Annotated in this window: 23 protein-coding genes and 1 riboswitch; of the genes, 17 read left to right on the plus strand and 6 right to left on the minus strand. The window is 37.8% G+C overall.

Features of this window, described 5'->3' with window-relative positions:
• Positions 1-8 precede the first annotated feature (8 nt).
• On the plus strand, positions 9-1,502 hold the full coding sequence (locus EJN90_RS07545) for a PTS transporter subunit EIIC (RefSeq protein WP_126109969.1): 1,494 nt from the start codon (positions 9-11) through the stop codon (positions 1,500-1,502).
• A 107-nt stretch (positions 1,503-1,609) separates the two neighbouring features.
• Positions 1,610-2,488, plus strand: a complete 879-nt coding sequence (locus tag EJN90_RS07550; RefSeq protein WP_227872468.1) for a MurR/RpiR family transcriptional regulator — start codon at positions 1,610-1,612, stop codon at positions 2,486-2,488.
• 152 nt (positions 2,489-2,640) lie between these two features.
• Here EJN90_RS07550 and EJN90_RS07555 read toward each other — a convergent pair whose 3' ends face one another.
• Both EJN90_RS07555 and EJN90_RS07560 read right to left on the minus strand, forming a co-directional pair.
• On the minus strand, positions 2,641-3,204 hold the full coding sequence (locus tag EJN90_RS07555; RefSeq protein ID WP_126109971.1) for a LapA family protein: 564 nt from the start codon (positions 3,202-3,204) through the stop codon (positions 2,641-2,643).
• Between the two features lie 47 nt (positions 3,205-3,251).
• A complete protein-coding gene (locus tag EJN90_RS07560; protein WP_126109973.1) occupies positions 3,252-3,701 on the minus strand; it encodes a YtxH domain-containing protein in 450 nt (149 codons plus the stop codon).
• A gap of 175 nt (positions 3,702-3,876) precedes the next feature.
• Positions 3,877-4,028: riboswitch (adenosylcobalamin (AdoCbl) riboswitch) on the plus strand.
• A gap of 261 nt (positions 4,029-4,289) precedes the next feature.
• Between EJN90_RS07560 and EJN90_RS07565 the strand changes: the two genes are divergently transcribed.
• The 7 genes from EJN90_RS07565 (at position 4,290) to EJN90_RS07595 (ending at position 10,241) form a co-directional block, all read left to right on the plus strand.
• Positions 4,290-4,700 (plus strand): DUF4430 domain-containing protein, encoded by a 411-nt coding sequence (locus tag EJN90_RS07565; protein WP_126109975.1) that lies wholly within the window; start codon positions 4,290-4,292, stop codon positions 4,698-4,700.
• Between the two features lie 2 nt (positions 4,701-4,702).
• Complete coding sequence (locus tag EJN90_RS07570) at positions 4,703-5,212, plus strand: ECF transporter S component (protein WP_227872469.1); 510 nt, start codon at positions 4,703-4,705, stop codon at positions 5,210-5,212.
• A gap of 103 nt (positions 5,213-5,315) precedes the next feature.
• A complete protein-coding gene (locus EJN90_RS07575) occupies positions 5,316-5,816 on the plus strand; it encodes a pyridoxamine 5'-phosphate oxidase family protein (protein WP_126109979.1) in 501 nt (166 codons plus the stop codon).
• A gap of 362 nt (positions 5,817-6,178) precedes the next feature.
• Complete coding sequence (locus EJN90_RS07580) at positions 6,179-7,531, plus strand: ABC transporter substrate-binding protein (RefSeq protein WP_126109981.1); 1,353 nt, start codon at positions 6,179-6,181, stop codon at positions 7,529-7,531.
• Between the two features lie 88 nt (positions 7,532-7,619).
• Entirely contained in the window at positions 7,620-8,564 is a 945-nt protein-coding gene (locus EJN90_RS07585; protein ID WP_126109983.1) for a carbohydrate ABC transporter permease, read from the plus strand.
• The gene (locus tag EJN90_RS07590) at positions 8,564-9,433 is read left to right on the plus strand and encodes a carbohydrate ABC transporter permease (RefSeq protein WP_126109985.1); all 870 of its coding nucleotides are present in this window, start codon (positions 8,564-8,566) and stop codon (positions 9,431-9,433) included. The genes EJN90_RS07585 and EJN90_RS07590 overlap by 1 nt, the downstream gene beginning before the upstream one ends.
• Before the next feature lie 115 nt (positions 9,434-9,548).
• The gene (locus EJN90_RS07595) at positions 9,549-10,241 is read left to right on the plus strand and encodes a hypothetical protein (RefSeq protein WP_126109987.1); all 693 of its coding nucleotides are present in this window, start codon (positions 9,549-9,551) and stop codon (positions 10,239-10,241) included.
• A 240-nt stretch (positions 10,242-10,481) separates the two neighbouring features.
• Here EJN90_RS07595 and EJN90_RS07600 read toward each other — a convergent pair whose 3' ends face one another.
• Positions 10,482-11,672 (minus strand): coenzyme F420-0:L-glutamate ligase, encoded by a 1,191-nt coding sequence (locus tag EJN90_RS07600; protein WP_126109989.1) that lies wholly within the window; start codon positions 11,670-11,672, stop codon positions 10,482-10,484.
• Positions 11,673-11,822: 150 nt separating this feature from the next.
• Between EJN90_RS07600 and EJN90_RS07605 the strand changes: the two genes are divergently transcribed.
• The gene (locus tag EJN90_RS07605; RefSeq protein ID WP_126109991.1) at positions 11,823-12,659 is read left to right on the plus strand and encodes a sulfurtransferase; all 837 of its coding nucleotides are present in this window, start codon (positions 11,823-11,825) and stop codon (positions 12,657-12,659) included.
• Positions 12,660-12,767: 108 nt separating this feature from the next.
• The gene (locus EJN90_RS07610; protein WP_126109993.1) at positions 12,768-13,223 is read left to right on the plus strand and encodes a VOC family protein; all 456 of its coding nucleotides are present in this window, start codon (positions 12,768-12,770) and stop codon (positions 13,221-13,223) included.
• 208 nt (positions 13,224-13,431) lie between these two features.
• Here EJN90_RS07610 and EJN90_RS07615 read toward each other — a convergent pair whose 3' ends face one another.
• Entirely contained in the window at positions 13,432-14,097 is a 666-nt protein-coding gene (locus tag EJN90_RS07615; RefSeq protein WP_126109995.1) for a YczE/YyaS/YitT family protein, read from the minus strand.
• Positions 14,098-14,644: 547 nt separating this feature from the next.
• On the opposite strand from EJN90_RS07615, the gene EJN90_RS07620 reads away from it, so the two are divergent.
• Together EJN90_RS07620 and EJN90_RS07625 are read left to right on the plus strand one after the other, a co-directional pair.
• Positions 14,645-16,105, plus strand: coding sequence for an MFS transporter (locus EJN90_RS07620; RefSeq protein ID WP_126109997.1), 1,461 nt, complete (start codon positions 14,645-14,647; stop codon positions 16,103-16,105).
• Positions 16,106-16,504: 399 nt separating this feature from the next.
• The gene (locus EJN90_RS07625) at positions 16,505-17,269 is read left to right on the plus strand and encodes an AraC family transcriptional regulator (RefSeq protein ID WP_126109999.1); all 765 of its coding nucleotides are present in this window, start codon (positions 16,505-16,507) and stop codon (positions 17,267-17,269) included.
• Between the two features lie 55 nt (positions 17,270-17,324).
• Here EJN90_RS07625 and EJN90_RS07630 read toward each other — a convergent pair whose 3' ends face one another.
• Positions 17,325-18,161, minus strand: coding sequence for a DUF72 domain-containing protein (locus EJN90_RS07630; protein ID WP_126110001.1), 837 nt, complete (start codon positions 18,159-18,161; stop codon positions 17,325-17,327).
• Positions 18,162-18,371: 210 nt separating this feature from the next.
• Complete coding sequence (locus EJN90_RS07635) at positions 18,372-19,424, minus strand: aldose epimerase family protein (protein WP_126110003.1); 1,053 nt, start codon at positions 19,422-19,424, stop codon at positions 18,372-18,374.
• A 139-nt stretch (positions 19,425-19,563) separates the two neighbouring features.
• Between EJN90_RS07635 and EJN90_RS07640 the strand changes: the two genes are divergently transcribed.
• The 4 genes from EJN90_RS07640 to EJN90_RS07655 all read left to right on the plus strand — a co-directional run bounded on the left by EJN90_RS07640 (position 19,564) and on the right by EJN90_RS07655 (position 24,481).
• Positions 19,564-20,466: a Gfo/Idh/MocA family protein gene (locus EJN90_RS07640; protein ID WP_126110005.1), complete on the plus strand. Its 903-nt coding sequence runs from the start codon at positions 19,564-19,566 to the stop codon at positions 20,464-20,466.
• A gap of 61 nt (positions 20,467-20,527) precedes the next feature.
• A complete protein-coding gene (gene tkt / locus EJN90_RS07645) occupies positions 20,528-22,528 on the plus strand; it encodes a transketolase (RefSeq protein ID WP_126110007.1) in 2,001 nt (666 codons plus the stop codon).
• A 191-nt stretch (positions 22,529-22,719) separates the two neighbouring features.
• Positions 22,720-23,319 (plus strand): GNAT family N-acetyltransferase, encoded by a 600-nt coding sequence (locus EJN90_RS07650; protein WP_126110009.1) that lies wholly within the window; start codon positions 22,720-22,722, stop codon positions 23,317-23,319.
• 25 nt (positions 23,320-23,344) lie between these two features.
• Positions 23,345-24,481, plus strand: a complete 1,137-nt coding sequence (locus EJN90_RS07655; RefSeq protein WP_126110010.1) for an RtcB family protein — start codon at positions 23,345-23,347, stop codon at positions 24,479-24,481.
• Positions 24,482-24,566: the final 85 nt, after the last annotated feature.

A 24,566-nucleotide genomic window follows, 5' to 3' on the forward strand; every position in this document is an offset into this window, starting at 1 on the left:
AAATAAAGATGGCTTCAAAAGAACAACAATTAGCAAAAGATATTTACAGTAAAATTGGCGGATCTGGAAATGTCAGTAAAGTTTATAATTGTATGACGCGTGTTCGAATTGATCTTCGTGATGAGAATCAAGTAGATGTGGATGCTCTTAAAAAAGTAACCGGAGTTATGGGGGTCGTAGAAGATGGAAATAATCTTCAGGTAGTTGTTGGACCGGGGACTGCTAATAAAGTAGCCGTAGAAATGGCAGACATGGCTGGTAAAGAAAAAGGAGACACGGTTCCAGAGAACCTGGATAAAGAACTGACCTCTGGACGTGCAGAAGCAGAGAGAAGAGCGCAAGAAGTAAAAAGCCAACAAAAGCAAAAAAATAACACTCCATTTAAACGTGCCTTAAAAATCATTGCAAGTATTTTCGTGCCATTGATTCCGGCATTTGTCGGTGCAGGAATTATCGGTGGGATTGCTTCCATTATTCAGAATTTAATGACCGCTGGTACCATCGATGCAGAAGCATGGAATGCAATTTTCAGTGTTTTAAAAATTCTTCAAAATGGACTATTTGCTTATTTGAATATTTATGTAGGTATTAATGCAGCTAAAGTATTTGGTGCGACAGAAGGACTCGGAGGAATTATTGGGGGAGTGGTTCTATTAAATGGTATGAATCCAGAAGCACCCTTACAAAATATCTTTACCGGTGATCCACTCGCGGCGAATCAAGGTGGTATTATTGGCGTAATCGTTGCAGTGTTTTTGCTGTCAGTAGTGGAGAAAAACCTTCGAAAAGTAGTTCCCAATGCTGTTGACATTATTGTTACGCCAACCCTTACTTTGTTAGTAGTAGGATTATTGACAATCTTTATCATCATGCCGATCGCAGGAGTTGTCTCAACAAGTCTAGTTGGCGGAATTACATGGGTATTGGATGTTGGTGGAGCATTTGCCGGATTTGTTTTAGGAGCGCTGTTCTTGCCAATGGTTATGTTTGGTTTACACCAAATCTTAACACCAATCCATATTGAAATGATTGCTTCTCCAGCAGGAAAAACTCTGTTATTGCCAATTTTAGCGATGGCAGGTGCAGGACAAGTCGGTGCGGCAATTGCGCTTTGGGTAAGATGCCGTAAAAACAAACAGCTAACAAATATTATTAAAGGTTCTCTTCCGGTAGGTATCTTAGGGATAGGCGAGCCATTGATTTACGCAGTGAGCTTGCCGTTAGGCCGACCATTCATTACAGCGTGTATTGGTGGTGGTATCGGTGGTGCTGTGATTGGTGCAATTGGAAACATTGGTGCTACTGCAATCGGACCAAGCGGAGTTGCATTGATTCCACTAATTCCAGATGGAATGTGGTGGGGATATGTGCTGGGATTAGTTGCAGCTTATATCGGCGGATTCATCGTAACGTATTTCTTTGGTGTTCCAAAAGAAGCAATGGAGCCAACAGAATTAGATGGATCGACTACAAATACAGAGGACTTGTTAGCTAATTTATAGTAAAATGGTTTTGCTGAATAAAACGTTCAGAAATTGTAACTAAAATAGAAAAAGGGTTGATTGAGAAGTCAGCCCTTTTGTTCATTAATAAGAAAGGGGCCAATCTGATGATACAACAGAATATTTTATTAACCATTAAAGATAAATATTCTGAACTTCCTGAGTCAGAAAGAAAAATTGCAGAGGTTATCATATCAGACCCTTTGAATGTTATTCAGATGAATGCAGCGCAACTTGCAAAAAGAGCTGATTCGAGTGCTGCAGCGGTTATTCGTTTCTGTCGTTCAATCCATGTAAAAGGGTTTACTGAATTGAAATTACAACTCTCTGCACAAACGAATATGCTGCAAGAAGATTTACATACTGATATTCTTCCGGGCGAAGAGCTGGAACAAATTAAGAAAAAACTACTCATGAATACAAATTATATGTTGGAAAAAACCAACACATCTCTTGAGGATGGATTAATTGAGAGCGTTGCGGATTTACTTGCAGAATGCCCCGCCATATATGTTTATGGACTGGGAGCTTCTTATATAGTGGCAATGGATATTAAACAGAAATTTACTCGTTTAGGTAAGCAAGTGACTTGTTCGCAAGATCAACATGAACTAGCAGCATCGATGGCAATTGCTCCACAAGGATCTGTATATATAGGGGTTTCTAATAGTGGGGAGAAAAAAGAGGGACTCGTTTTAATGCACTTAGCAAATGAGTTGGGGCTGCATACGATTTCTCTTACAAAAGAAACAAACAATCCATTAAGTAAACTGTCTAAACTTGCATTGAAGACTGCCAATGTGGTCGAAGCCCCTTTACGAAGTGGAGCGACGATTTCCTTACTAAGCCAACTGTATGCAGTAGATATTGTATTTTATCGATTTATGACGAAGCGGTACGATGAAAATATTAAGAGTTTAGAACGTTCAAGAAAAGCAACAACGGACTTACTTCACTTATTTAATGAGTATAGTAATCCTGAATGAATGAGAAAGCGGGACAAGTCTGATCTGGCACGCTGGATATCGATGGCAGAAAATTTTACCAACACGAAAAAACCAGCTTCTGCTGGTTTTTTTCGTGTTGGTAGAATACTTTCGTCACCTTTTTGAAGCACCAACACCAGAAATGATAGAGCCTATATTTTACGGTCTCTTAAATCAGCATCTTCTTTAAGATCTAAAGTTTCTGGTTCTACCGTTGGACTGTTTGGATAACTTTCATTGTAATCATCCGATTGATCAGTTGCAGGAATAATAATAACTTCATCATCAGTTGGATTAGACTCATTAGAATTTTTTTCATCATAGTTTTGATTTTGTTCTTCCATTAATGCAATCCGCCTGTATAAATTGTCAATTTCTTCCTCTTTTTGCTGCATTTGGAACTCCATCTCAGTTTCCTGGCGTACTTTATTAGCGATGGTTTCTTTTTCCTTGTTTGCTGTTTCTAGCTCTTTTTCTTTTTGTTCCAGTTCTAAACGAAGCTCTTCTTTATCCTCTTCCTGACGTGCGCGGGCATTTCCTCTTGTAGCTCCTGAGAAGAGTGCAGCAATAAGCATCCCTGCGAGAGCCACCGCTAAAATGAGTGCCCAAAGTGGAAGAGACACACTTATAAAGAAGAGATTAAGAGCAATGGTTTCCATGTTCAAAAAAGCAATAGCTGCTAATAGCACTAACAAAAGAAAAGCAATGACTGTCATAGGAAAACTCCTCTCGACTATGTAAAGAAGTGATTCAGCTTATCTCACTATTTTTCTGGGTAAATAGGCGTATCTGTTGTACCTGTTGTTCCAGTAGTATCAGTAGTTGGGATTTTAGGATCTAGCTGTGTTTTGGGAAATGGTTTTTTATATCCTTCATTAGCTTCGTGGTCTGTATCTACTTCGTTCGCAGTGTCTTCCAAGCTTCTTTCAATGGTCTCTGCCGATTTTTCGGCAAGATCTTTCATATTTGTAAAATTTTCTTTCGCAGTGTTTTTAGCATCTTTACCTACTGTTTTAGCAGTATCTTTTACATTTTCTGCTACCGTTTTCCCTTTTTCTGCTAAATCATCCGCATAATCTTCTGCTTTTTCACGAGTGTCATCTGCTTTACGCATCAAATCTTTTCGTAAATCTTTCCCTGGTTTAGGAGCAAACAATAAGGCTAATCCTCCTCCGATCATTAATCCTTTTACAAAACTTTTGAATTGTCCCATTTTTATTTCTCCTTTCAATTTTTAGCTGGAAATACAACACGAGTGACTAAAGTAACGGCATTTATTCTATGTTAAGTATAGATTATTTTTGCGAAGAGAGAAAATAATAACCCTTATTAAGCTCTGTTTCAACTTGCTAATAAAACAAGCGTCCGCTACAATAATGAGTGATAGAGTTCCAATACAAAGACTTCTCGGATATGGAAGTTGGTGTAAATCCAACACGGTCCCGCCACTGTGAGAGCATCAATGATGTTCAAGTCAGATTTTTATCCTAGAATGCTCAAATGCATGTACACTGTTTCGAGGAAAAGCAGGAGTTACATAGAGTCTATGTGTGCGAACGCATAGTTTTTTTATAGACTAGGGGATTATAAGTTCAGCCATCAATGTCTAGCTTCCAAGTCCTGACCTAGTGAAAAAAAGATAAATTTGCCCCATTGCGCGCTTCGCTGCTCATTCAGGGTCAAATTTCCTATTTTTTCATAGGTCAAGGCGGACTTGTCCGCTTTTCTTATTCTAAAAAAAAACAGTCCCTGCCTGCATGAGGATGGGTTCTCTATCGCACATATAAAGGGAGGGTTTACCATGATGAAAAAGTGGTTATTATTATTCTTTGCAAGTATTACTTTGGCTGCCTGTGGCACCACTGCAACCGATGACGTGGACACAAGCAGCGTTTCCGAGTCAGCTGTCGTGCAAGAAGATCCAGAAGCTTCTACCGTTACGATAAGTATTGCCGTAGATGGGGAAGAAATTGAAGATGGCAGCAAGACGATTGAAATTGAATCAGGTGCAATTTTACTTGATGTATTGAAAGAAAATTATGAAATCGTTGAAGAGAATGGTTTCATTACTTCTATAAATGGTCACCAACAAGACGAAGATGCTGGAAAATATTGGTTGTTTGACGTGAACGGGGAAATGGGACTTGTTGGAGCACAAGAACAAGAATTGGATGCCGGCGATCTAGTTGAATTTAACTTGTCTGGAATCTAATTGTGGCGAAGCAGCGATTTGATGCAAAGCGGGTAGCGCTTCTCAGCTTGCTGACCGCGATGTGTTATGTAGGAAGAATTATTTTTCAGTTCTTGCCGAATGTCCAGCCCATGACAGCCATTCTAATTATTCTCACACTGCATCTCAGTATTGTGGATGGTTTAATAGTGGCATCTTTGTCCCTTGTTCTTTCTAATTTTTTATTAGGGATGGGTCCGTGGACATTTATGCAGTTGGCAAGTTTTTCTGTCTTGATCTTATTGACGGGTATAGTCATGAAGCCATTGTATCCACAACATTCTCGATGGATTTTTGTAATTTTTTCATTCTTATCTGGAATGTTGTATGGCTTTGTTATCTCGCTTATGAATGTCCAGTTTTATGGGATTGCCAGTTTTTGGGGATATTATTTTTATGGACTGCCTTTTGATTTTGCTCATGCATTGGGAACTGCAGGCTTTTATTTATTATTGGAGCCGGTATTAGCGAAACTATTCAAAAAAGCGCTATAGGCCTGACCTTCTCTTTTAAAAAGAGAAGGAGGGCTTTTCTTTTGAAGTACTAACTTAATTGTGCTACGATTATGAAAACGCTTTAAAAGGAGTAATGAGGATAATGAAGGAAGAAAAATGGACACAAAAAGAAAAAATCAAAAAAATTATAGCTCTCACAAAAGACATCAAAATCGCCTTGTTTACCACGATCGCTCCTGAAGGAATTGTCACTCGTCCAATGGTGACTCAACAGACGGAGTTTGATGGCGTTTTATGGTTTTTTACTTTTGAAGACACTGCTAAAATTGAAGAAATTCGCGAAAATTCTAATGTAAATATTGCCTATGCAGATAAGAAAGATACATTTGTTTCTATTCGTGGTACTGCTGAAGTAGTTAAGGATGATGCAAAAAAAGAGGCGCTATGGAATAAAGCCTATGAAGCAGTCTTTGATACACATTACGATGATCCCAAACTTGTCTTAATTAAAGTACAGGTAGAATCTGCGGAGTTTTGGGAATCAGGCAGTACGCTGAAGACAGCATTCCGTTTTGTCACCAACATGCTGGGTAAGGATCATAAAGATTTGGGAACAAACGAGACAGTAGAATTTGATGAGTAAAAGATAGGAACAGCATTCGTTTGAGGGTGCTGTTTTTTGATACAGTTAGGCAAGAAATAAAGTTTCATTTTTTTACAAGTCTGAAGGGATATTTTATTAAAAGTCTTCTGGAATATTGTTCTTCTGCCTTTTAGGAACACCACATTTTCAAGTGTTTCTTTCTAAAGTTGTTTTTTTAAAACAAAAAGGTATATAGCTGTTTCAATATAGTGACTCTTTCTAATTATTTGAAAAACAGAATAACAAAGTTGGGTAATAAAGTTGCTATATTTAGAAAGGGTTATCATTTGCTTATGGTGATTATTTTTTCTATGATGAGTCTAACTTAATGGTTAAATATTTTATGGAGGAGGTTTTTCTTTATGAAGAAGGGTAAAGTTTTGGGTACGTTGGCGACCCTTACATTTCTCTCGGCTTGCGCGGCGTTTACACCAGGCGGAGGAGATGAGGGTTCTGTAGACACATCGACAACCGGCACAGATACTTCAGGAGAAACGGTAGATACAGGAGACCGTATCGAATTGGATTTTTGGACATTCTGGGGTTCGGAAGTAAGAAGGCCTATTATTGAAAAAATCATCAATGATTTTAATGAATCACAAGATGAAATTTTTGTAAAACATAGTTATAATCCTTTCGGCGATATTTGGACAAAAGAATTAGCACAAATCGCTGCAGGAAATCCACCCGATGTTGTTATTAATGATATTAATGCAACAGCACTCCGCGGACAAAAACAACAGGCTGAAAGTCTAACCCCATTCTTAGAAAAAGAAGATATTTCGGATTGGTTCTATCCTGAATTGTGGGATGCAACTCTTTACGAAGGAGATTCTTATGGTATTCCATTCACAACAGATACAAGGATTCTCTATTACAATAAAGATATGTTCGAGGAAGTAGGGCTTGATCCAGAAGCGCCTCCAACTACATGGGATGAATTAGAAGAATATGCGCGTAAACTAGATATCCAAGAAAATGGTGAGACAAGTCGCATGGGCTTCTATCCGCTATACGGAATTGGGACAGATGTTTGGATGATGAACTCTGCCGGACATAACTTCTTTGATGAAGATGGTAATCCAAACGTTGATAATGAAGAGAATGCTGCTGCGCTGGAATGGATTCTTACTTGGAAAGAGCATTATGGGGAAAATACAGTGAATCGTTATCAAGCTCAGATCGATTCTGGACAAGCAAATCCTTTCTTCACTGAGGACTTGGCTATGATTGCTCAAACCGGGACTTTCTACGCACAGATCAAGCAGTACGCGCCTGATCTGAATTTAGGTGTCGCTTATTTACCTGAAAGAGAAGAGGGAAGTGGACATACAAGTTGGGGCGGCGGGTTCGTTGCTGAGATTCCTAAAGGAGCGAAAAATCCAGAAGCTTCATGGGAATTCTTGAAATATCTAGGTGATGTCCATGCTCAAGAGATTTGGGCAACGGAGAACTTTGATAACGTAGCGAATATCGAAGCAGCGGAAAAATCAGTTACGAATGAAATTTTTGATGAAAAGGATAGCTCCGTTTATCAAATTGCTGTTGAAAACATGGAGCATACAATTTTGACGCCTGTTCCTCTTACGGTTCCAGATTTTGGTGATACATTGAATCCAATCTTAGACAATATTATTTTGGGACGTACATCCGTAGAAGATGGATTACGAGAAGCGCAGGAAGCACTAGAAAGACTTGTAGAGAGCAACCAATAAAAATGGCTCAGCCATTACAGTTTAAAGAGCCCAAACAAATTCCGTTTTGTTTGGGCATATCTATTCTTTCAAGAAGGAGGTAGTTGAAATGAGTAAAGAAGGAGTGTACGTGAATAAAAAGAAAAAAAGAAGAATTAGTAAAAAGGACCGAGCGGAAGAAAGACAAGGTTATTTATTTATTCTTCCTTGGATTATTGGTTTTATTATTTTTACGGCTGGTCCTCTGTTATTTTCACTATATGGCAGTTTTACCAATTATGATATTACTTCCAGAATGGACTTTGTAGGATTTGCAAACTATGAACGACTATTTTCTTTTGATCAGCTATTTAAAACTTCGTTATATAATACCATCTACTATGTTATTTTCACTGTACCCATTACGACTGTTGGAGCAATTTTTGTATCGGTACTATTAAACCAAGATATTCCCGGCATGCGGTTTTTCAGAACAGCGTACTATTTACCAGCTGTTTTGTCGGGGGTAGGAGTTTATATTCTATGGATGCAACTTTTGGATCCCTCTACTGGGATGGTTAATCTTGTATTAGGCTGGTTTGGGATAAATGGCCCCAATTGGCTTACAGATCCAAGCTGGACAAAAAACGCTCTTATTTTAATGAAAGTTTGGGGCGTGGGCGGCGGGATGCTGATGTACTTATCAAGTATGCAAGGAATTAGCAAAACGTTGTATGAAGCTGCAGATATTGATGGGGCAACTACTTTTCAAAAGTTTTTCAAGATCACCATTCCCATGATTTCACCAGTTATTTTCTTTGATGTAATAACGAGTACGATCGGTGGATTCCAAATTTTCCAAGAAGCTTATGTAATGTCGGTGGGCGGCGACGGCGGCCCAGCAAATTCTATGCTTTTTTACAATCTGTATATGTGGAATCAAGCATTTGAAAGCTTCAATATGGGTTATGCAATGGCCATGTCCTGGATACTCTTTGCGATTATTATGGTGCTTACGGTTATCAATCTCCGTTTAGGGCCAAGATGGGTGCACTACACGGGAGGTGAGGAGTAATGGCGAGAGTATTGAAACGTAAACATACGCCGAATCAAACGCCAACCGTTATAAAAATGATTAATATTGTGCTGTTGTTGGCGGGGTCCTTGATGCTTATCTCTCCTCTATGGTGGATGATTTCTACCTCGCTGAAATCGATGATGGAGATTATGGCTGGAGATTCTACTTTCTTCCCAAAGGAATGGCATTTTGAAAATTATGTCAATACGTGGAACGCGGTGCCATTTGATCGCTATACAATGAATACATTGCTCATCACACTTCTTTCTGTAGTTGGGAATGTTATAGTGAATTCTTTTGTAGCCTACGGGTTTGCCCGTATTCGTTTCAGAGGAAAAGGGTTATTGTTTGGCTTGGTACTATCAACCATGATGATTCCTGGCTTTGTTACTTTGATTCCACAGTATATTTTGTTTGCACGATTAAGATGGGTGAATACTTATTTGCCGTTGGTCGTTCCCCAATTTTTCGGAAATGCTTTTAATATCTTTCTTTTAAGACAATTTTACCGTGGAATCCCAGAAGAATTGTTGGAAGCCGCTAAAATTGAAGGAGCAACACATTTTTATATTTGGCGTAAAATTGCCATACCAATGGTGCGTCCGGCGTTGGCTACTGTAGCGATAGGTGCCTTTAATGGCGCTTGGAACGACTTTTTAGGACCATTGCTCTATGTTAATAACGAGAACTTGTATACCATCCAGATTGGACTGCAATCATTTAAGGAACAAAGCAGCAGCCAGTGGAATTACTTAATGGCAGGATCGTTGTTAGCGATGCTTCCCGTCTTGATTTTATTTTTCTTTTTCCAAAAATACTTTATTCAAGGAGCCAATATTACTGGTACAAGCCAAGTTGATAAATAAAAGAAGCAGGAATGGTCTGAATCCGTTTAGGCTCTTCCTGTTTCCTTTCGTTGTTTCTATATATGAAATAAGGTATATTGATAGAGGTCGAAATAAATGTGGAGAAGGGGAAAAATTGAAGACAAGTGAAAAGTTTGAAACACGTAAGAAAGTTGTTTTTGCTATTGTACTAACGTTGTTAATTATTTCGGTTTTTTATGCAATTTATATGCTGTTTCAAGCGCCAAGCGGAGTTGCCCAGAATGAAGGAGAACGTGTTAAAACAGATTACGTTTTAATGGTCTTGCAATGTTTGGTCGGAGCAATTGTGATTTTTTTGCCTAAAAAAGTAGAAGATCACTTTGAGGTCAGGATTCCGAACGCAATCGAAATAACGTATTTTATTTTTTTATTCTGCGCGATTTATTTAGGGGAAGTTCGCAATTTTTATTTTCGAGTTCCTTATTGGGACGTCATTCTGCATGCTTTCAGTGCGGCTATGCTAGGCGCCCTAGGTTTTATATTAGTGGATTATTTAACGGGAATTGAAAATTTAAATCTACGGTTAAGTCCTTTTTTTGTTTCGTTTTTTGCTTTCTGTTTTTCAGTGACTTGCGGAATTATTTGGGAAATATATGAATTTTTAGCAGATGGGATATTGAATACAAATATGCAGAAGTTTATAACCGCGCATGGGGAAGTAATGATTGGTAGAGCAGCTTTGGTGGATACGATGAAGGATATTATCGTAGATGTCCTCGGTGCATTGGTAGTAGTGGTTTTTGGGTACTTTACATTAAAAAGAAAACAAAAAGAAAGTGCAGCATAATTTAATTATGGCGCACTTTCTTTTTTTATAGACTAGGGGATTATAAGTTCAGCCATCAATGTCTAGCTCCCAAGTCCTGACCTAATGAAAAAAAGATAAATTTGCCCCATTGCGCGCTTCGCTGCTCGCTAACGCATATCATTCGACTAACCCGCTGAAGCGTGAAGTCTCCTGACAATTCAAGGTCAAATTTCCTATTTTTTCATAGGCCAAGGCGGACTTGTCCGCTTTTCTAATACTTTACTTCGTATAATTATCAAAGTATCCTTGGATAAACACAATTGGAGTTCCTTTGTCACCACTACCAGACGTTAAATCTGACAGGGAACCAATTAGGTCTGTTAATTGACGTGGTGTTGTTCCTTGAGCTTCCATTGAGCCCATTAAGTTTTCATCTTTATTGATAATAAATTGTGAGATTGCTTGTTTTAATTCCTCGCCTTGTAAATCAGCAAAATTATTATCTGCTAAATATTTTAATTTGATTTCGTTTGGAATGCCGTCAAGTCCTGGAGTGTATGCAGGAGAAACAACTGGATCAGCCAGTTCCCAAATTTTACCAACTGGATCTTTAAACGCTCCGTCTCCATATACCATTACTTCAATACTTTTTCCGGTTTTTTCCTTTAACATTCTTTGAATATTATCAACGATTGGCTGAGAGTTACGTGGGAACAATTTTACGCTGTCTTCTGTTGCTTTATTTGAACCAAGTAATCCATACATCTCGTTATAACCGCCGCCGTTTACAGGTTCAGATAAAATATTATCTAAACTAAATACTTTTTCAGCGCCATTTTCTTTTAATATTTTCTTTGAACGGAAGCGACTGTGAATATCACACGTCAATACACTTTTTGTATAATCTAAAATTGATTTAGCATTATTTGAGAAAATCACTTCGCATTCAGCACCAGATTCTTCAACAATGGATTTATAGTATTCGATGTAATCGACACCTGTAAAGGTATGTTTTTTATAACCAAAATGTTCACGGAATTCTTTTTCGGATAAAACATCTGTCCAAGGATTTACGCCTTTTTCATCTAATGAATCAAGACTTACTAAGTGATTTCCTACTTCATCAGAAGGATAACTGAGCATGAGAACAACTTTTTTTGCTCCTTTTGCGATGCCGCGTAAGCAAATCGAAAAGCGATTTCGGCTTAGAATAGGGAAGATAACGCCTATCGTATCATCACCGAATTTTGCTTGAACGTCTATTGCAATTTGATCAACTGTTGCATAGTTTCCTTGTGCACGAGCGACAATTGATTCTGTGATAGAAACGATATCTCTGTCTCGGAATGAGAAACCTTCTATTTCAGAAGCATTTAATACTGTGTCCACCACAATTTCTTCAATATTATCTCCGTTGTGGATGATGGGGCTACGAAGACCTCTAACAACAGTTCCAACTACTCTTTCCAAATCAATCTCTCCTTAAATTATCAAGTCACATTTTATTCTACTACATCTACATGTTAAAAAGAATGCATAAATAAAAATATCCTATATAATATAGGTACTGGATAATTATATGCTTATTGAATGAAATTTACAATGACTGGAGCTGATAAAATGGAATTTATCGTAAATAAAGAGTGGCTCGTTCAACAATTGGAAAACAAACTCGTGAAGATTGTAGATTGTCGTTTTGTAATGGGAGAGCCTGATAGAGGCAGAGAAATGTATAGAGAGAGCCATATTCCTGGAGCATATTATTTTGACTTGGAAGAGCAGATGTCAAATGCTGTCGAAGAACACGGTGGGAGACATCCTTTGCCGGATGTAGAAGAATTCCGTAAAGAGCTTGAAAAAGTGGGGATCAACAAGGAGACTACGATTGTAGCCTATGATGAGGGTGAGGGGCAATATGCGGCGCGTTTTTGGTGGTTAGCTTCCTATCTAGGACATGATCGAGTATTTGTCTTGGATGAAGGTTTTCATGGATGGAAAGAGGCCGATTATCCAACTGATAATGAACTGCCCAAAAAAGAATCAACCTCCTTTCCAGTAGACATTCAAGAAGATATGTTAGTAACTCACGAAGATGTTAAGAAAATTGCAGAATCAAACGATAAACTTGCTGTATTAATTGATTCACGATCAAAAGAACGTTACCTAGGTAAGGAAGAACCGATTGATAAAATAGCTGGGCGAATACCAGGATCCATTAATTTTGATTGGGAAGAGAATATTCGGGAAGGCTCCTTTAAAAAGCTGGAAGTGTTGAAAGATCGTTTTTCAGATATCAAAAAAGAAGAACCGATTGTTGTCTACTGTGGTTCTGGCGTAACGGCAACTGTTAATTATTTAGTTTTGAAGTGGCTTGGGTTTTCAGACGTTAAGTTGTATGCAGGTAGTTATAGTGATTGGATTTCTTATGAAGAGAATTCAATTGAAAAAGGGGACTGAGAGGGCGCACTTACTTTATTATGAATAAGTTTGGAAGGTTTTTTTTGACCTTCATCCTTATTCATAATAAAATGAAAGTGCAAAATAAATAGGAAAGAAGGTCTTCACATGTTGTTAGATGCTTATCCATATTTAATTTTTGACGGGGAAGCTCAAGAAGCGTTCGATTTCTATGCAGAAGTTTTAAACGCTGAAAATCTGGGTTTAACCAAATTCAAAGACATGCCTGCAGTTCCCGATAGTCAGCCACTATCTGATGAAGCACAGAATTTAGTAATGAATGCTACGTTGCAATTACCAAATGGCAGTTATTTAATGTTTTCAGATACATTTCCCGTAATGCCTTATTCAAAAGGCAATAACGTGTCGATTACACTGGTGTATGATACATTGGAAGAAACGAAAGCAACATTTGATAAATTGGCAGAGGGTGGAGAAATTCAAATGGAACTTCAAGAAACTTTCTGGAGCCCTTTATACGGGAATTTGACTGATAAATTTTGGGTAGAATGGCAACTATCAACGGAGGAAGAAGAAACTCCTTCCATAGATATACAAGAATAAATGAACTCCATTAAAGAGTAAAAAGAGAGTGGGAAAAAAGGCGTTTAGATCCGAATCACTGGAACGAATAAGCACAGGATGGACGAAGACCATCCGCGCATTATTCGTGAAGTGGATGTCGGATCTGCCTTTTTGAGCACGTTTACACCACTATTATTCGTTAATACTAGAGGGCCGGGAATTTTTTCCCGGCCCCTTTTGATATATATTAAATTTTTACACTGTCCATCTTGCTAGTATGATTATCCTTTTTTGTTTCAAATTCCTTTAACAAACTTGTGAACTTTGTACGGAAAAATTGCATGATCGGCCCCATAAAGAACCCCGCAACGATGGTAGTAATTCCTACTGTTGCACCGAAAAAGAATCCAATCGAGATACATAGAATATCAGAAACAACACGAGCCGTTTGGAACGAAACGCGTCCCTTAGATTTTTCTTCAATAATAATTGGCAAAGCATCGTAAGGAGCAACTCCTTGCCCAGCAACAATATATACGGACGCTCCAAATGCCAATACCAAAATGCCAAGAGCTGAGATAAGAAGACGAAGCCAGAATGAATTTGCTTCACCAAAGTAACTAGTTATCAGATGAACTAAAAAATCTGAAATATATCCTACTAATACAATATTAAATAATGTTCCAATTCCGATTAAGTGGCGAGCTGTCAAAAAAACTAAAATTAATCCAATAGCATTGGAAAAAATCATATAGGTGCCGAACTGAACACCGAAAAAACTACTTAAACCTAAATTAAATGTTGAAAAAGAATCCGCTCCAAGGTTTCCAAGTCGCATGAACCCCACAGCCAATCCAATAAAAAGGACCCCGATAAAGGAAAGAAAAACTCGAACAATTTTTTTTGAATTCATTTCATACCTCTTTTTCTGATTTGTTAGAGACAAACCTCTCATTGCACTACAATCTATCTCTTTTTCCATCGTAATGTTATAGCGTTGATCTAATGAAGTCAATAAAAAGTTTTGGATTGAGATTTTTAAATGGCTGTGGAAGGTGAATGAGTCCCTTTCAAATGCTTTCAATGGCAGCAGTCATTCAGACTAGGAAGTAAGTATGGTGGCTGGTGTAGTTGGAGCAACTACCTGAATTCCTTTCGAGCTAGAGCGGAGTGTTCCATTTTTTCTTTCTTTAGAAGGAAAACGCTTAAGAATGCAATAAAAGTACATACAGATGCATAAAAAGTTAATGAAAGGAATCCCTAGAGAACGTATACTAAGTCCATAAATCTTTGATGGAAGCGCTGTAAGGTCACGTAATCATTGGTAACATCCCGAGTGAAAACGAGCATCATTCAAACGTGACTTTGTAATCGATCTCATATTTCATTTTTCAAAGTGAGTCTTCAAAGATTTTATCCCATTCATTATATGAGTCAACAACATTAGGAGGTTTTTTTACATGGATTCACCAAATTTACAAGAAAACAAGTATCACAAAGCCAAACAATGGGAGATTGCTTTTTTCTCATTAAACAACTCTGCAACGAACTTATATTTATTTGCTTTTGGATTTTTAACTTATTATGCAACAGGTATCGCTGGGTTTGCAACATTGTTAGTAGGTAACCTGTTAGGTGCTGCTCGTCTTTTCGACGGTATTATTGACCCAACAATCGGTATCATTATGGACAAATTCAATACACGATGGGGTAAGTTCCGACCACTAATGCTTTTCTCTAATATCGGTTTGGTTCTTTCTTTCATTCTTTTATTTAGTACACATTACTTTAGTGGTGTTTTACAAGTTGCAGTTTTCTTAATTGCACTCGTGTTCCATAAAATTGTTTACTCTGTTCAGCAAACAGTTACTAAAGCTGCTCAACCAGCTTTAACAAACGATCCAAGTCAACGTCCATTGTTCTCGATTTATGATACGGTTTTCAGTTCAATCGGTGTGTTTGCAATGGGGCAAGTGATTGTTTCTAACTTTTTGGCACCAAGACATGGTGGAGAATTTAATCAAGCATTCTTTACTGAATTCTTACTAGGTGTCATGATTATTTCTGCTGTTTTAACAACACTTGCTATTATTGGTATTAGACGTAAAGATCGTACGGAATACTTTGGTTTAGGTGAAATTACAGTTGCAACAAAATCATTGCAAGATTATTGGTCAGTAATTAAGGGAAATACTCCTTTAATTACACTTGCATTATGTGGTGGCTTAATGAAGTTTATTGCTCAATTATTAAGTGACCAAGCCTTTTTAGTTATCCTGTTCGGTATTGTTTTAGGTAACTATCGTTTGTCAGGACAATTATCATTATGGCAAATCATTCCTAACTTACTAATTGTTATTTTGTTCACTCGTTTAGCAACTCGCAAAGATTTGAAAGCGTCTTATACAGTGTCTATCGTAGTCGCAATGCTTTCTACTTTAACGATGCTTCTCATTTTGTGGACTTCCGGAGACACAACTCAAATCTTTACAAATGGCGGTTTTATAGCTATTTTGTTTGGTGTAGCATATGTTGCTATGAAAGTAACAGCTACTTATCCCTCCTCTATTGTACTAACAATGTCTGCAGATATTTCTGACTTTGAAACATCACGTTCAGGTCGTTTCGTTTCAGGATTAATCGGAACCGTGTTTTCACTAACAGACTCAATTGCTTCATCTTTAGCACCGATCTTTATCGGTTTTGTAGTTGCGGGTATTGGATATAAAAACGCTTATCCTGATGCGTCTGAGCCTTTAACGGGTAATATATTAAATGGTGTATTGATCCTATTAGGGATTCCGCTTGTTCTTTACTTCCTTGTATTCGTATTGATTCGCAAATATCCACTTAATAGAGAAGCAATGGAAAAAGTACAAATTGCAATCGCAGAGAAGAAAAGAGAAGATTTATACGAGTAGTCTACTTTAAATTTTTCCGGCAGTATATCCCTCAAGGGAATTATACTGCCGTTTTTTTTTATGAGAGTTTTTGTTTATGGATATGAATACTTTCATAGAAACAGATGTTCAAATGGAATTTGGAGACTGAACATCTTTATTTTAAAAAAATAACGATGTTCAGTAGGAAGTTTACCGTGGAACATCGTTATTCTAAAGAAATAAAGACATTCAGCTTGTAAAAGAAGCTTGAACATCTTTATTTTAGAAGAGACTAGTATAAGTTTTCTAGCTGCGACGATGGATCTAATATCCACTATGAAGTTTATTCTCCATAGTGGATATTTTTTTGACTATTTTTATAAAAATCATTATGATTATTGGAAAGAATGAATCGGTAAACGAAAAGGAAGTGAAACAATGGCTCCATCTGAAAACGTGTATAGCATTCTGTCTTTAGATACAGGAACAAGTGAGATTTTATCCACAGAATATATTGAAAAATCCTGGGAACGAGATAATCTTCTTCTTCGAGCAGTTCAGACAGGAAACAAAGATCTCCTAAAGGAAGCATCTGCCTTGATTACTAAAGAAGAAGACCGCTTATACTATTATGGAAACCCAATTATCGCATCTGATATGCTTCGAACAAGAAAGAACGGTATGATTATTCGAAATACAATTTGTCGTGTTGCTGCTGGCTTAGGTGGTGTTCCTCCATTATACCTGCATCTAATTTCTGAAAAGTATGGAATGCTGATTGCGCAGGCGAATTCGATTGATTATTTGGTAGACTATTTATCGGAAGAAATGTTCGATGAATATTGCGATCTCGTTGCGAATTTTTCTGCCTCCCATTATTCATCACTGATTAAAGATCTTGTTGTATATATCAGCAATCACTTACAACAAGAACTTTCAGTCTCCGAGTTAGCCGGCATATTCCATGTAAATGCTTCTCATCTATCCAGAAAATTTAAAAAAGAGACAGGGTATACCATAAGTGAATATATTAATCGTCAAAAAGTTGATGCAGCGAAATTGTTATTTTCTCGTGGACATTCATCAGTGACAAATGTAGCTTCCATGATGGGCTTTAATAGCAGTTCTTATTTTAGCAAGATATTCAAAAAGCTTACCGATGAATCTCCTGCTGATTATATTAAACGTGTGAAAAATTCATAGATTTTACGCCAGCAGCTTTATAAGATTGACGTTGCGCATTTATTGAAAAAGGGGACTAGAATAAACCTAGCTGTCTGGGACCTAAGCCTTCAAAATCAATCCCAAGCATTTTTTGTAGATCTTTCGCATTTTGAGCAGCATGCCCTCCAGAATTATTGTTAAAAATAACGGTCACTTCTTTTGAATCATTCACTAGAGCAAGTGCCGTTTGTTTGAATTCTTCCAGTTCATCATCTCGGTAATTGTACAAAGTCCTAACCGCTCTCCAGTTTTCTGCGTCTTCACCTAACCAACCTTCATAGTTACGTCCATGTAAGCGGATGATCGTTTTATCTGAATTTGTTGCTATGGGTGTAAAAGGTACAGAATTATTCGGTGTCTGCGGCTGATCAACGACAACGTGAATAAATGCCATTTCTCTAAGGAAATTTAATGTTCCTTCTTTGAATTCCTCACTGTACCAACTTCGGTGGCGGAATTCAACAGCAATTGGTAAATCTCTCATTAACCTGCGGATAAGTCTCATATATTCTACATGCTCTCTATTGCAGGTGAAATTTGGAGGGAATTGAAAAAGGAAGGCTTTTACTTTTCCGCTCATAATCATTGGTTCAAAAGCTTTTTTGTAAATTTCAAACATTTTTTTTATTGAATCGAACTCCTGATGCCAATCTTTGTGCTTCGTAAGAGCAGCATATGCCTTAGGAATGAACTGAAAGACATCCGGTGTTTTTTGAATCCAACTATTTATATTTTTCTCGGAAGGAATTGCATAAAAACTGGTATCCAATTCAACCACGGGGAAGTGAGCAGCATAATCTTCTAATTTTCTTTTGGGGTTAGGGCAGATTAAATCATGATCTGACCACCCAGTGAGCCCAATTTGAATCAATGTCTTACTCCTTTGTTTATAAATATTCTTTTATACATCATAAATTTCCAATCTTGTTTATGCAATAGATTTGAATTGGAAATACTGAAATAGAAAAGAAAGCTGCGTTTTTCGGAAAAGCAGTAGGGCAACGAAAAAAATCGTAACCTTCTATGTAGGAATCTACATAGAAGGTTACGATCTTCTATTATTTTAATGATTGTTTCTGTGTTATTTTGTATCTAAATGAAACTGATAAGTCGTTTCAGAGAAGTATTTTTCTCCTGGTCTCAATACCGTATTGCCGAAGTTCTTTTGGTTAATCGCATCTGGGAATCCTTGTGTCTCTAATGTAACTCCAGCATATGCTTGTATAGGCTGGTTGTTGATTTTAACAGTGTCAGACGCTCCGTTATGCATAAAGACGACTATAGAAGGTTGATCTGTCTTCATAATAATTCTTCTGCCGTTATCCTTGTCTAGAAGGATCGCATCAGGTTCATTGCCTTCATGGTTCAATACAAATGGATGATCCAAACCCTTTACCGCTACCGTCTGTGGATGATCTGATTCGGTTGCCTGTGCCAATGGTGCTGCATCCCTGAAATCAAACGGTGTTCCATCAACAGGCTGGAGATTGCCAGTAGGAATCGTATTATCATTTAATTCTATAAATGAATCGGCATTGACATATAAAGAATGATCTAAAATATCCTTCTCAGCGTCCCCGTGTAAATTAAAGTAGACATGGTTCGTTGGATTAAAGAGAGTCGCTTCATCCGTTTCAGCGAAATAAGTAATTTTCCACTCGTTCTCTTCAGTCAATGTATACTGAACTTCCACAGTCAGCGTTCCAGGATAGTTGTTCGAACCCGCTTCATCAACATATGAGAACGTAATGGTCGCTTCATCCTCCGTCTTTGCTGTTTTGTAGTCCCATAAAACAGCATCCAAACCTTTTGGACCACCGTGAAGATGGTTGCCGCTATTATTTGCAGGCAAATTATATTCTTTTCCGTCTAAAGAAAAACGTCCATCTGCAATTCTTCCCGCTACTCGCCCAACCGTAGCACCGTAAAATGGTCTGTGAGCCACATAATCATCTAAATTCGATAAGCCTAAAACAATGTTGTCAAAGTTACCGTCTTTATCTGGAACGGTCCAATCGATAATATGCGCCCCATAAGGGATCGCTGTGATTGAGACTCCTTTACTATTCGTAAGAGTAATCGCCTTCACTTCTTTGTTCTCAAACCGTCCAAACAATTTTTCTTCAATCTTCATCAAAATTCCTGCCTTTCGTAGTGTACTGATTATATTGTAACAGTTTTCTTTACTGATAGCGCTATATTTTCATTGGATGATTGTTTAAAAAACGTTACAATAAGAAAGTGGAAGATTTTTAAAGAATTGAGGGGAAATTATGTTAAAAATCGGCATCATCGGAATTGGAAACATCGCTCAAAAAGCGTATTTGCCAGTTATTGCAGGATTACGTGAAAATACTGAGTGGCATCTTTTTACACGTAACCAAGAAAAATTAACTTCGATTGGAAAGCAATATGGCTTTTCGCATTTACACGATTCCATGGAAAGCTTGATGGAAGCAGGGATTGAAGCAGCATTTGTCCATGCGCCCACATCCGTTCATTACGATACAATTAAACAATTGATAGAAGCGGGCATTCACGTATATGTGGACAAACCGATCAGTGATCAAATCTATGAAACAGAAGAGTTGGTTGCTTTAGCAAAAGAAAAAGATGTTTTATTGACATGTGGGTTCAATCGGCGTTTTGCTCCACACGTTCAAAAATTAAAAGAAATTCCCAACAAAACCATGATTCTGATTCAAAAAGATCGCGTCCATAATGTTGAAGATGTACGCTTTGCTATCTATGATTTGTTTATTCATATTGCAGATGCTGCTTTATATTTATTGGATAATCCAATTGAGACAGTTCATTCTGCAATCGTGGAAGAGGGAGACATTTTAAAACGAGTGACCTTAACTATTCAAACCAAACAAACAACTTGTTTTGTCTCCATGAATTACGAAGCCGGAGCAAATCAAGAAGTGATGGAAGTCCAAAGTTTAGACGGTATCCAAAGAGTGGTTGATTTAAATGATCTGTATATAAAGAGCCAAAAAGGGGAACAACATATTCGTTTCAATGATTGGGAGAACACTTTGGTCAAACGAGGATTTGATGGAGTCATCCGTGGATTTATTGAAGCAATTTCGACAAAAGTGAATCCGGTTTCCTTGAATAGCTCTCTTGAAGTTCATCATATCTGTGAAAATATGATAAATTATAAAGAATAAGTTTCTTTTCATCGCTATTTAGGCTAAAATAAGAATCAAATGAGTATCAAGGGGGAAAACAATGTTTGATCAAATTGATGCATTAGCAGTAAATACCGTCCGTACACTTAGTATTGACGCAGTCCAAAAAGCAAATTCTGGACATCCAGGATTACCAATGGGAGCAGCTCCAATGGCTTACTCTTTATGGACAAAATTTTTAAAGGTAAATCCTAAAAATAGTTCGTGGGCAGATCGCGATCGTTTCGTACTTTCTGCAGGACATGGATCTGCGCTCTTATACAGTTTATTGCACTTATCAGGATACGATGTAAGTATTGATGACTTAAAGAACTTCCGCCAATATGAAAGTAAAACTCCTGGACATCCAGAAGTACATTACACGGATGGAGTTGAAGCAACTACTGGTCCATTAGGGCAAGGGATTGCAAACTCTGTTGGTATGGCAATGGCAGAAGCACATCTAGCTGCAACTTATAATAAAGATAGCTTTCCAATTGTTGATCACTTTACTTATTTCTTATGTGGCGACGGCGACTTGATGGAAGGAATTTCCCACGAAGCTGCAAGCTTGGCAGGGCATTTAAAATTAGGTAAATTAATTGGATTATATGATTCAAATGACATTTCATTGGATGGACCAACTTCAAAAGCATTTACAGAAGATGTTGCAAAACGTTTTGAAGCCTATGGATGGCAACATATTCTTGTAAAAGATGGAAACGATTTAGAAGAGATTTCTCGTGCCATTGAAGAAGCAAAAGCTGAAACGGACAAACCAACGTTAATTGAAATTAAAACAGTTATTGGTTTTGGTGCCTCAAACGCTGGTACGCATAAAGTTCACGGTGCTCCGCTCGGAGACGAAGGTGTAACTTTCGCGAAGAAAAGTTATGCATGGGAATTTGACAACTTCCATGTGCCTGAAGAAGTACAGACTCGTTTTAACGAAGCAATCACTGAAAAAGGACAAAAGTCCGAAGAAGAATGGAATGAACTTTTTGCAGCATACAAAGAGGAATATCCAGAATTAGCACAACAATTTGAAGACGCATTTGCTGGGAAGCTTCCAGAAGGATGGGAAGAAAAACTTCCTGTTTATGAAGTTGGTGATGCTGATAAGGCGACTCGTGTAACAAGCAGCGAAGCAATTCAAGCTTTAGGAGAAGCGATTCCTTATTTCTGGGGTGGTTCTGCTGACTTATCAAGTTCAAATAATACAATGAACCAAGCTGATTCAGATTTCAGTGCAGATAATTATGCTGGTCGTAATATTTGGTATGGGGTTCGTGAATTTGCAATGGGCGCAATGATGAATGGAATTTTGCTACACGGTGGTTCAAAAACATACGCCGGAACATTCTTCGTATTTACTGACTACCTGCGTCCAGCTATGCGGTTGGCAGCTTTGTCTCAACTAGGTGCAACGTATGTAATGACACATGACTCTGTTGCAGTTGGGGAAGACGGACCGACACATGAGCCAGTGGAACATATTTCCAGCTTCCGTGGAATGCCAAATATGAACTTAATTCGTCCAGCTGATGGAAATGAAGTGAGTGCTGCTTGGGCAATTGCTATGGAGTCTCATTCAACACCAACTCTACTTGTATTAACTCGTCAAGGACTTCCAGTATTGGAAGGAACGAAAGAGAATGCAAAAGAGGGCGTAAGTAAAGGTGGTTATGTTCTTTCACCTCAAGAAGGCGAAAAGCCAGATGGTATCTTGATTGCGACTGGTTCAGAAGTAAGCTTAGCGATTAATGCACAAGCTGCTTTGAGAGATGAAGGAGTAGACGTATCGGTAGTATCTATGCCAAGTACATTCCTATTTGAAAAACAAGATGTAGCATACAAGGAAACTGTATTGCCAAACGATGTTCGTAATCGTATGTCTATTGAAATGGGAGCAACACTTGGTTGGGAACGTTATGTAGGTCTTGATGGACTAGCATACGGAATCGATCGTTGGGGAGCAAGTGGTGAAGGTAACACTGTTACTTCAGAACTTGGCTTCACACCAGAAAAAGTAGTAAATGCTTATTTGGATAAATTTAAATAAAATATACTAAACGATAGACCAGAGCGGGAAACTGCTCTGGTCTTTTCGTTTTATACCATGCTTTTCCGCCTATTTTAATACCCATGGAAGTGAGAGAAAACGGAAAGCTCGTATGGCTAGAAAATTTCTTTATTCTGTGAATTTTGATACACTTTAAAGAGAATCAAAGTGTATTTTTAGGAGGATTTTAAATGAAAATTCGAGAATATAGCGGATCTGATAAGCAATCTTGGATTGAATGCCGTGTGTTATCTTTTTTGGATAGTTCGTATTTTGATGATGTGCAAAATTTTCGAGAAGAGTATGACAATCCAGTGATTCAGATGGTTGCAGTAGACGATGGAAAAGTAGTGGGTTTTTTGGACTGCGAGTATGAGAAAATTGCAGGGGATGTCTGTTATTTTAAAGGAGAGCGCGGGGGAGTTATCTGGCATTTAGGAGTGTTGCCTGCCTACCGCAAACAAGGAATTGCAAATCAATTATGGGAAGCAACGAAAGAAAAGTTGAGTGCAGTGGGAATTGCTAGGGTTGAGGTTTGGACACAAGATGATGCAGCCGCGACTGCTTGGTATCGAAAAAATAACTTTAAATTCAGAGAAGCATATTTAAATGCATTTATAAAAGGAACAGCTCAGGACAAAGTGATCCAAAAATATGTCAATCTTCCTAAGATTGGTGAAATTTATGGAATCCGTAATTTTAATTTTGAAGCTCCGATTGAACGAAAAGAGGAACTTGCTAAAATCTGTTACCGCCTGCATGAAGTGAGGGTATACGAAAGCCAGTTATAAAAGTGGAAAGGAGAACAAAAACACCATGAAAAAAGATGAGTTACACTTGTCAGGTCAGTTTACAGATGCAAAAGTTTTTACGACAAATATTGACGAAGAAACAATTGCTCAAATTGAACGTTTATTAAATCATCCTTTTTCAAAAGGAAGTCAAATTCGCATTATGCCAGATGCTCATATTGGGAAAGGTGCTGTAGTCGGAACAACGATGACTTTTTCAGATAAAATTGTTCCCGATGTAGTGGGAGTCGATATTGGCTGTGGCATGTTTGTAGCACAGTTAACTGAGAAAAATTTGAAAAGAAAAGACTTGCAGCGTTTGGATGAGATGATTCGCAAATACGTGCCAAGCGGGACGGGAATTCGACAGAAACCTCATCGATTTATAGATTCCGTTCCTTTAGATGAAATTCGAGCTGAAAATGTAAATAAAGAACGAGCAGCACTTTCTCTGGGAACGCTAGGTGGTGGAAATCATTTTATTGAGTTGAACATTGACGAAGAAGGAAACCATTTCTTGATCATTCATTCCGGTTCGCGTTCATTCGGTCATTCCGTTGCAAGCTATTATCAGCAAAAAGCAGTAGAATATTGGGCCGAACGAGATAATAAGAATGATGAAAATCATTATGTAGATCCCGAATTTGCCTATTTAATTGGTGAGGATCTTCAAGATTACTTGCATGATATAGCGATTGTACAACGCTTCGCATATCTAAATCGAAAAGCGATGAGTTTGAAAATTATCGAAGCAATGAATTGGGATATCAGCAGATCCTTTGATGTGATCCATAATTACGTTGATATCGAAAATAGGATTCTCCGGAAAGGTTCGATTTCTGCTCGAAAAGGGGAAGAAATCGTCATTCCAATTAACATGAGGGATGGCAGTATTCTAGCAAAGGGAAAAGGGAATCCAGAATGGAATTACTCAGCTCCTCATGGGGCTGGCCGATTACTATCCCGAACGCAAGCGCGCAAACAGTTAGAAATGCGTGATTTTGTTAAAACGATGAAAGATATCTATACAACATCTGTCCGCAAAAATACTTTGGATGAAGCACCATTTGCATATAAACCAATGAAAGAAATCTTAGAACGTACAGAGGATTCTTTTGAAATAAAAGCGATTCTCAAGCCGATTTATAACTTTAAGGCATAAAAAAATCAGTACGAAGTCGGATGTCCTCTAAGGAAATTTCCTTTAAAATGGTTAATGTAGAGAAAAGTTCATTAAATGGAGGAGA

Origin of the sequence: Jeotgalibaca ciconiae (assembly GCF_003955755.1) — a bacterium.
GTDB classification, from domain to species: Bacteria; Bacillota; Bacilli; order Lactobacillales; family Aerococcaceae; genus Jeotgalibaca; species Jeotgalibaca ciconiae.

Coding starts and splice junctions, on each gene's coding strand:
- EJN90_RS07545 (WP_126109969.1), top strand. CDS start 9: ATGGCTTCAAAAGAACAACAATTAGCAAAAGATATTTACAGTAAAATT.
- EJN90_RS07550 (WP_227872468.1), top strand. CDS start 1,610: ATGATACAACAGAATATTTTATTAACCATTAAAGATAAATATTCTGAA.
- EJN90_RS07555 (WP_126109971.1), bottom strand. CDS start 3,204: ATGACAGTCATTGCTTTTCTTTTGTTAGTGCTATTAGCAGCTATTGCT.
- EJN90_RS07560 (WP_126109973.1), bottom strand. CDS start 3,701: ATGGGACAATTCAAAAGTTTTGTAAAAGGATTAATGATCGGAGGAGGA.
- EJN90_RS07565 (WP_126109975.1), top strand. CDS start 4,290: ATGATGAAAAAGTGGTTATTATTATTCTTTGCAAGTATTACTTTGGCT.
- EJN90_RS07575 (WP_126109979.1), top strand. CDS start 5,316: ATGAAGGAAGAAAAATGGACACAAAAAGAAAAAATCAAAAAAATTATA.
- EJN90_RS07580 (WP_126109981.1), top strand. CDS start 6,179: ATGAAGAAGGGTAAAGTTTTGGGTACGTTGGCGACCCTTACATTTCTC.
- EJN90_RS07585 (WP_126109983.1), top strand. CDS start 7,620: ATGAGTAAAGAAGGAGTGTACGTGAATAAAAAGAAAAAAAGAAGAATT.
- EJN90_RS07590 (WP_126109985.1), top strand. CDS start 8,564: ATGGCGAGAGTATTGAAACGTAAACATACGCCGAATCAAACGCCAACC.
- EJN90_RS07605 (WP_126109991.1), top strand. CDS start 11,823: ATGGAATTTATCGTAAATAAAGAGTGGCTCGTTCAACAATTGGAAAAC.
- EJN90_RS07610 (WP_126109993.1), top strand. CDS start 12,768: ATGTTGTTAGATGCTTATCCATATTTAATTTTTGACGGGGAAGCTCAA.
- EJN90_RS07615 (WP_126109995.1), bottom strand. CDS start 14,097: ATGAATTCAAAAAAAATTGTTCGAGTTTTTCTTTCCTTTATCGGGGTC.
- EJN90_RS07620 (WP_126109997.1), top strand. CDS start 14,645: ATGGATTCACCAAATTTACAAGAAAACAAGTATCACAAAGCCAAACAA.
- EJN90_RS07625 (WP_126109999.1), top strand. CDS start 16,505: ATGGCTCCATCTGAAAACGTGTATAGCATTCTGTCTTTAGATACAGGA.
- EJN90_RS07635 (WP_126110003.1), bottom strand. CDS start 19,424: ATGAAGATTGAAGAAAAATTGTTTGGACGGTTTGAGAACAAAGAAGTG.
- EJN90_RS07640 (WP_126110005.1), top strand. CDS start 19,564: ATGTTAAAAATCGGCATCATCGGAATTGGAAACATCGCTCAAAAAGCG.
- tkt (WP_126110007.1), top strand. CDS start 20,528: ATGTTTGATCAAATTGATGCATTAGCAGTAAATACCGTCCGTACACTT.
- EJN90_RS07650 (WP_126110009.1), top strand. CDS start 22,720: ATGAAAATTCGAGAATATAGCGGATCTGATAAGCAATCTTGGATTGAA.
- EJN90_RS07655 (WP_126110010.1), top strand. CDS start 23,345: ATGAAAAAAGATGAGTTACACTTGTCAGGTCAGTTTACAGATGCAAAA.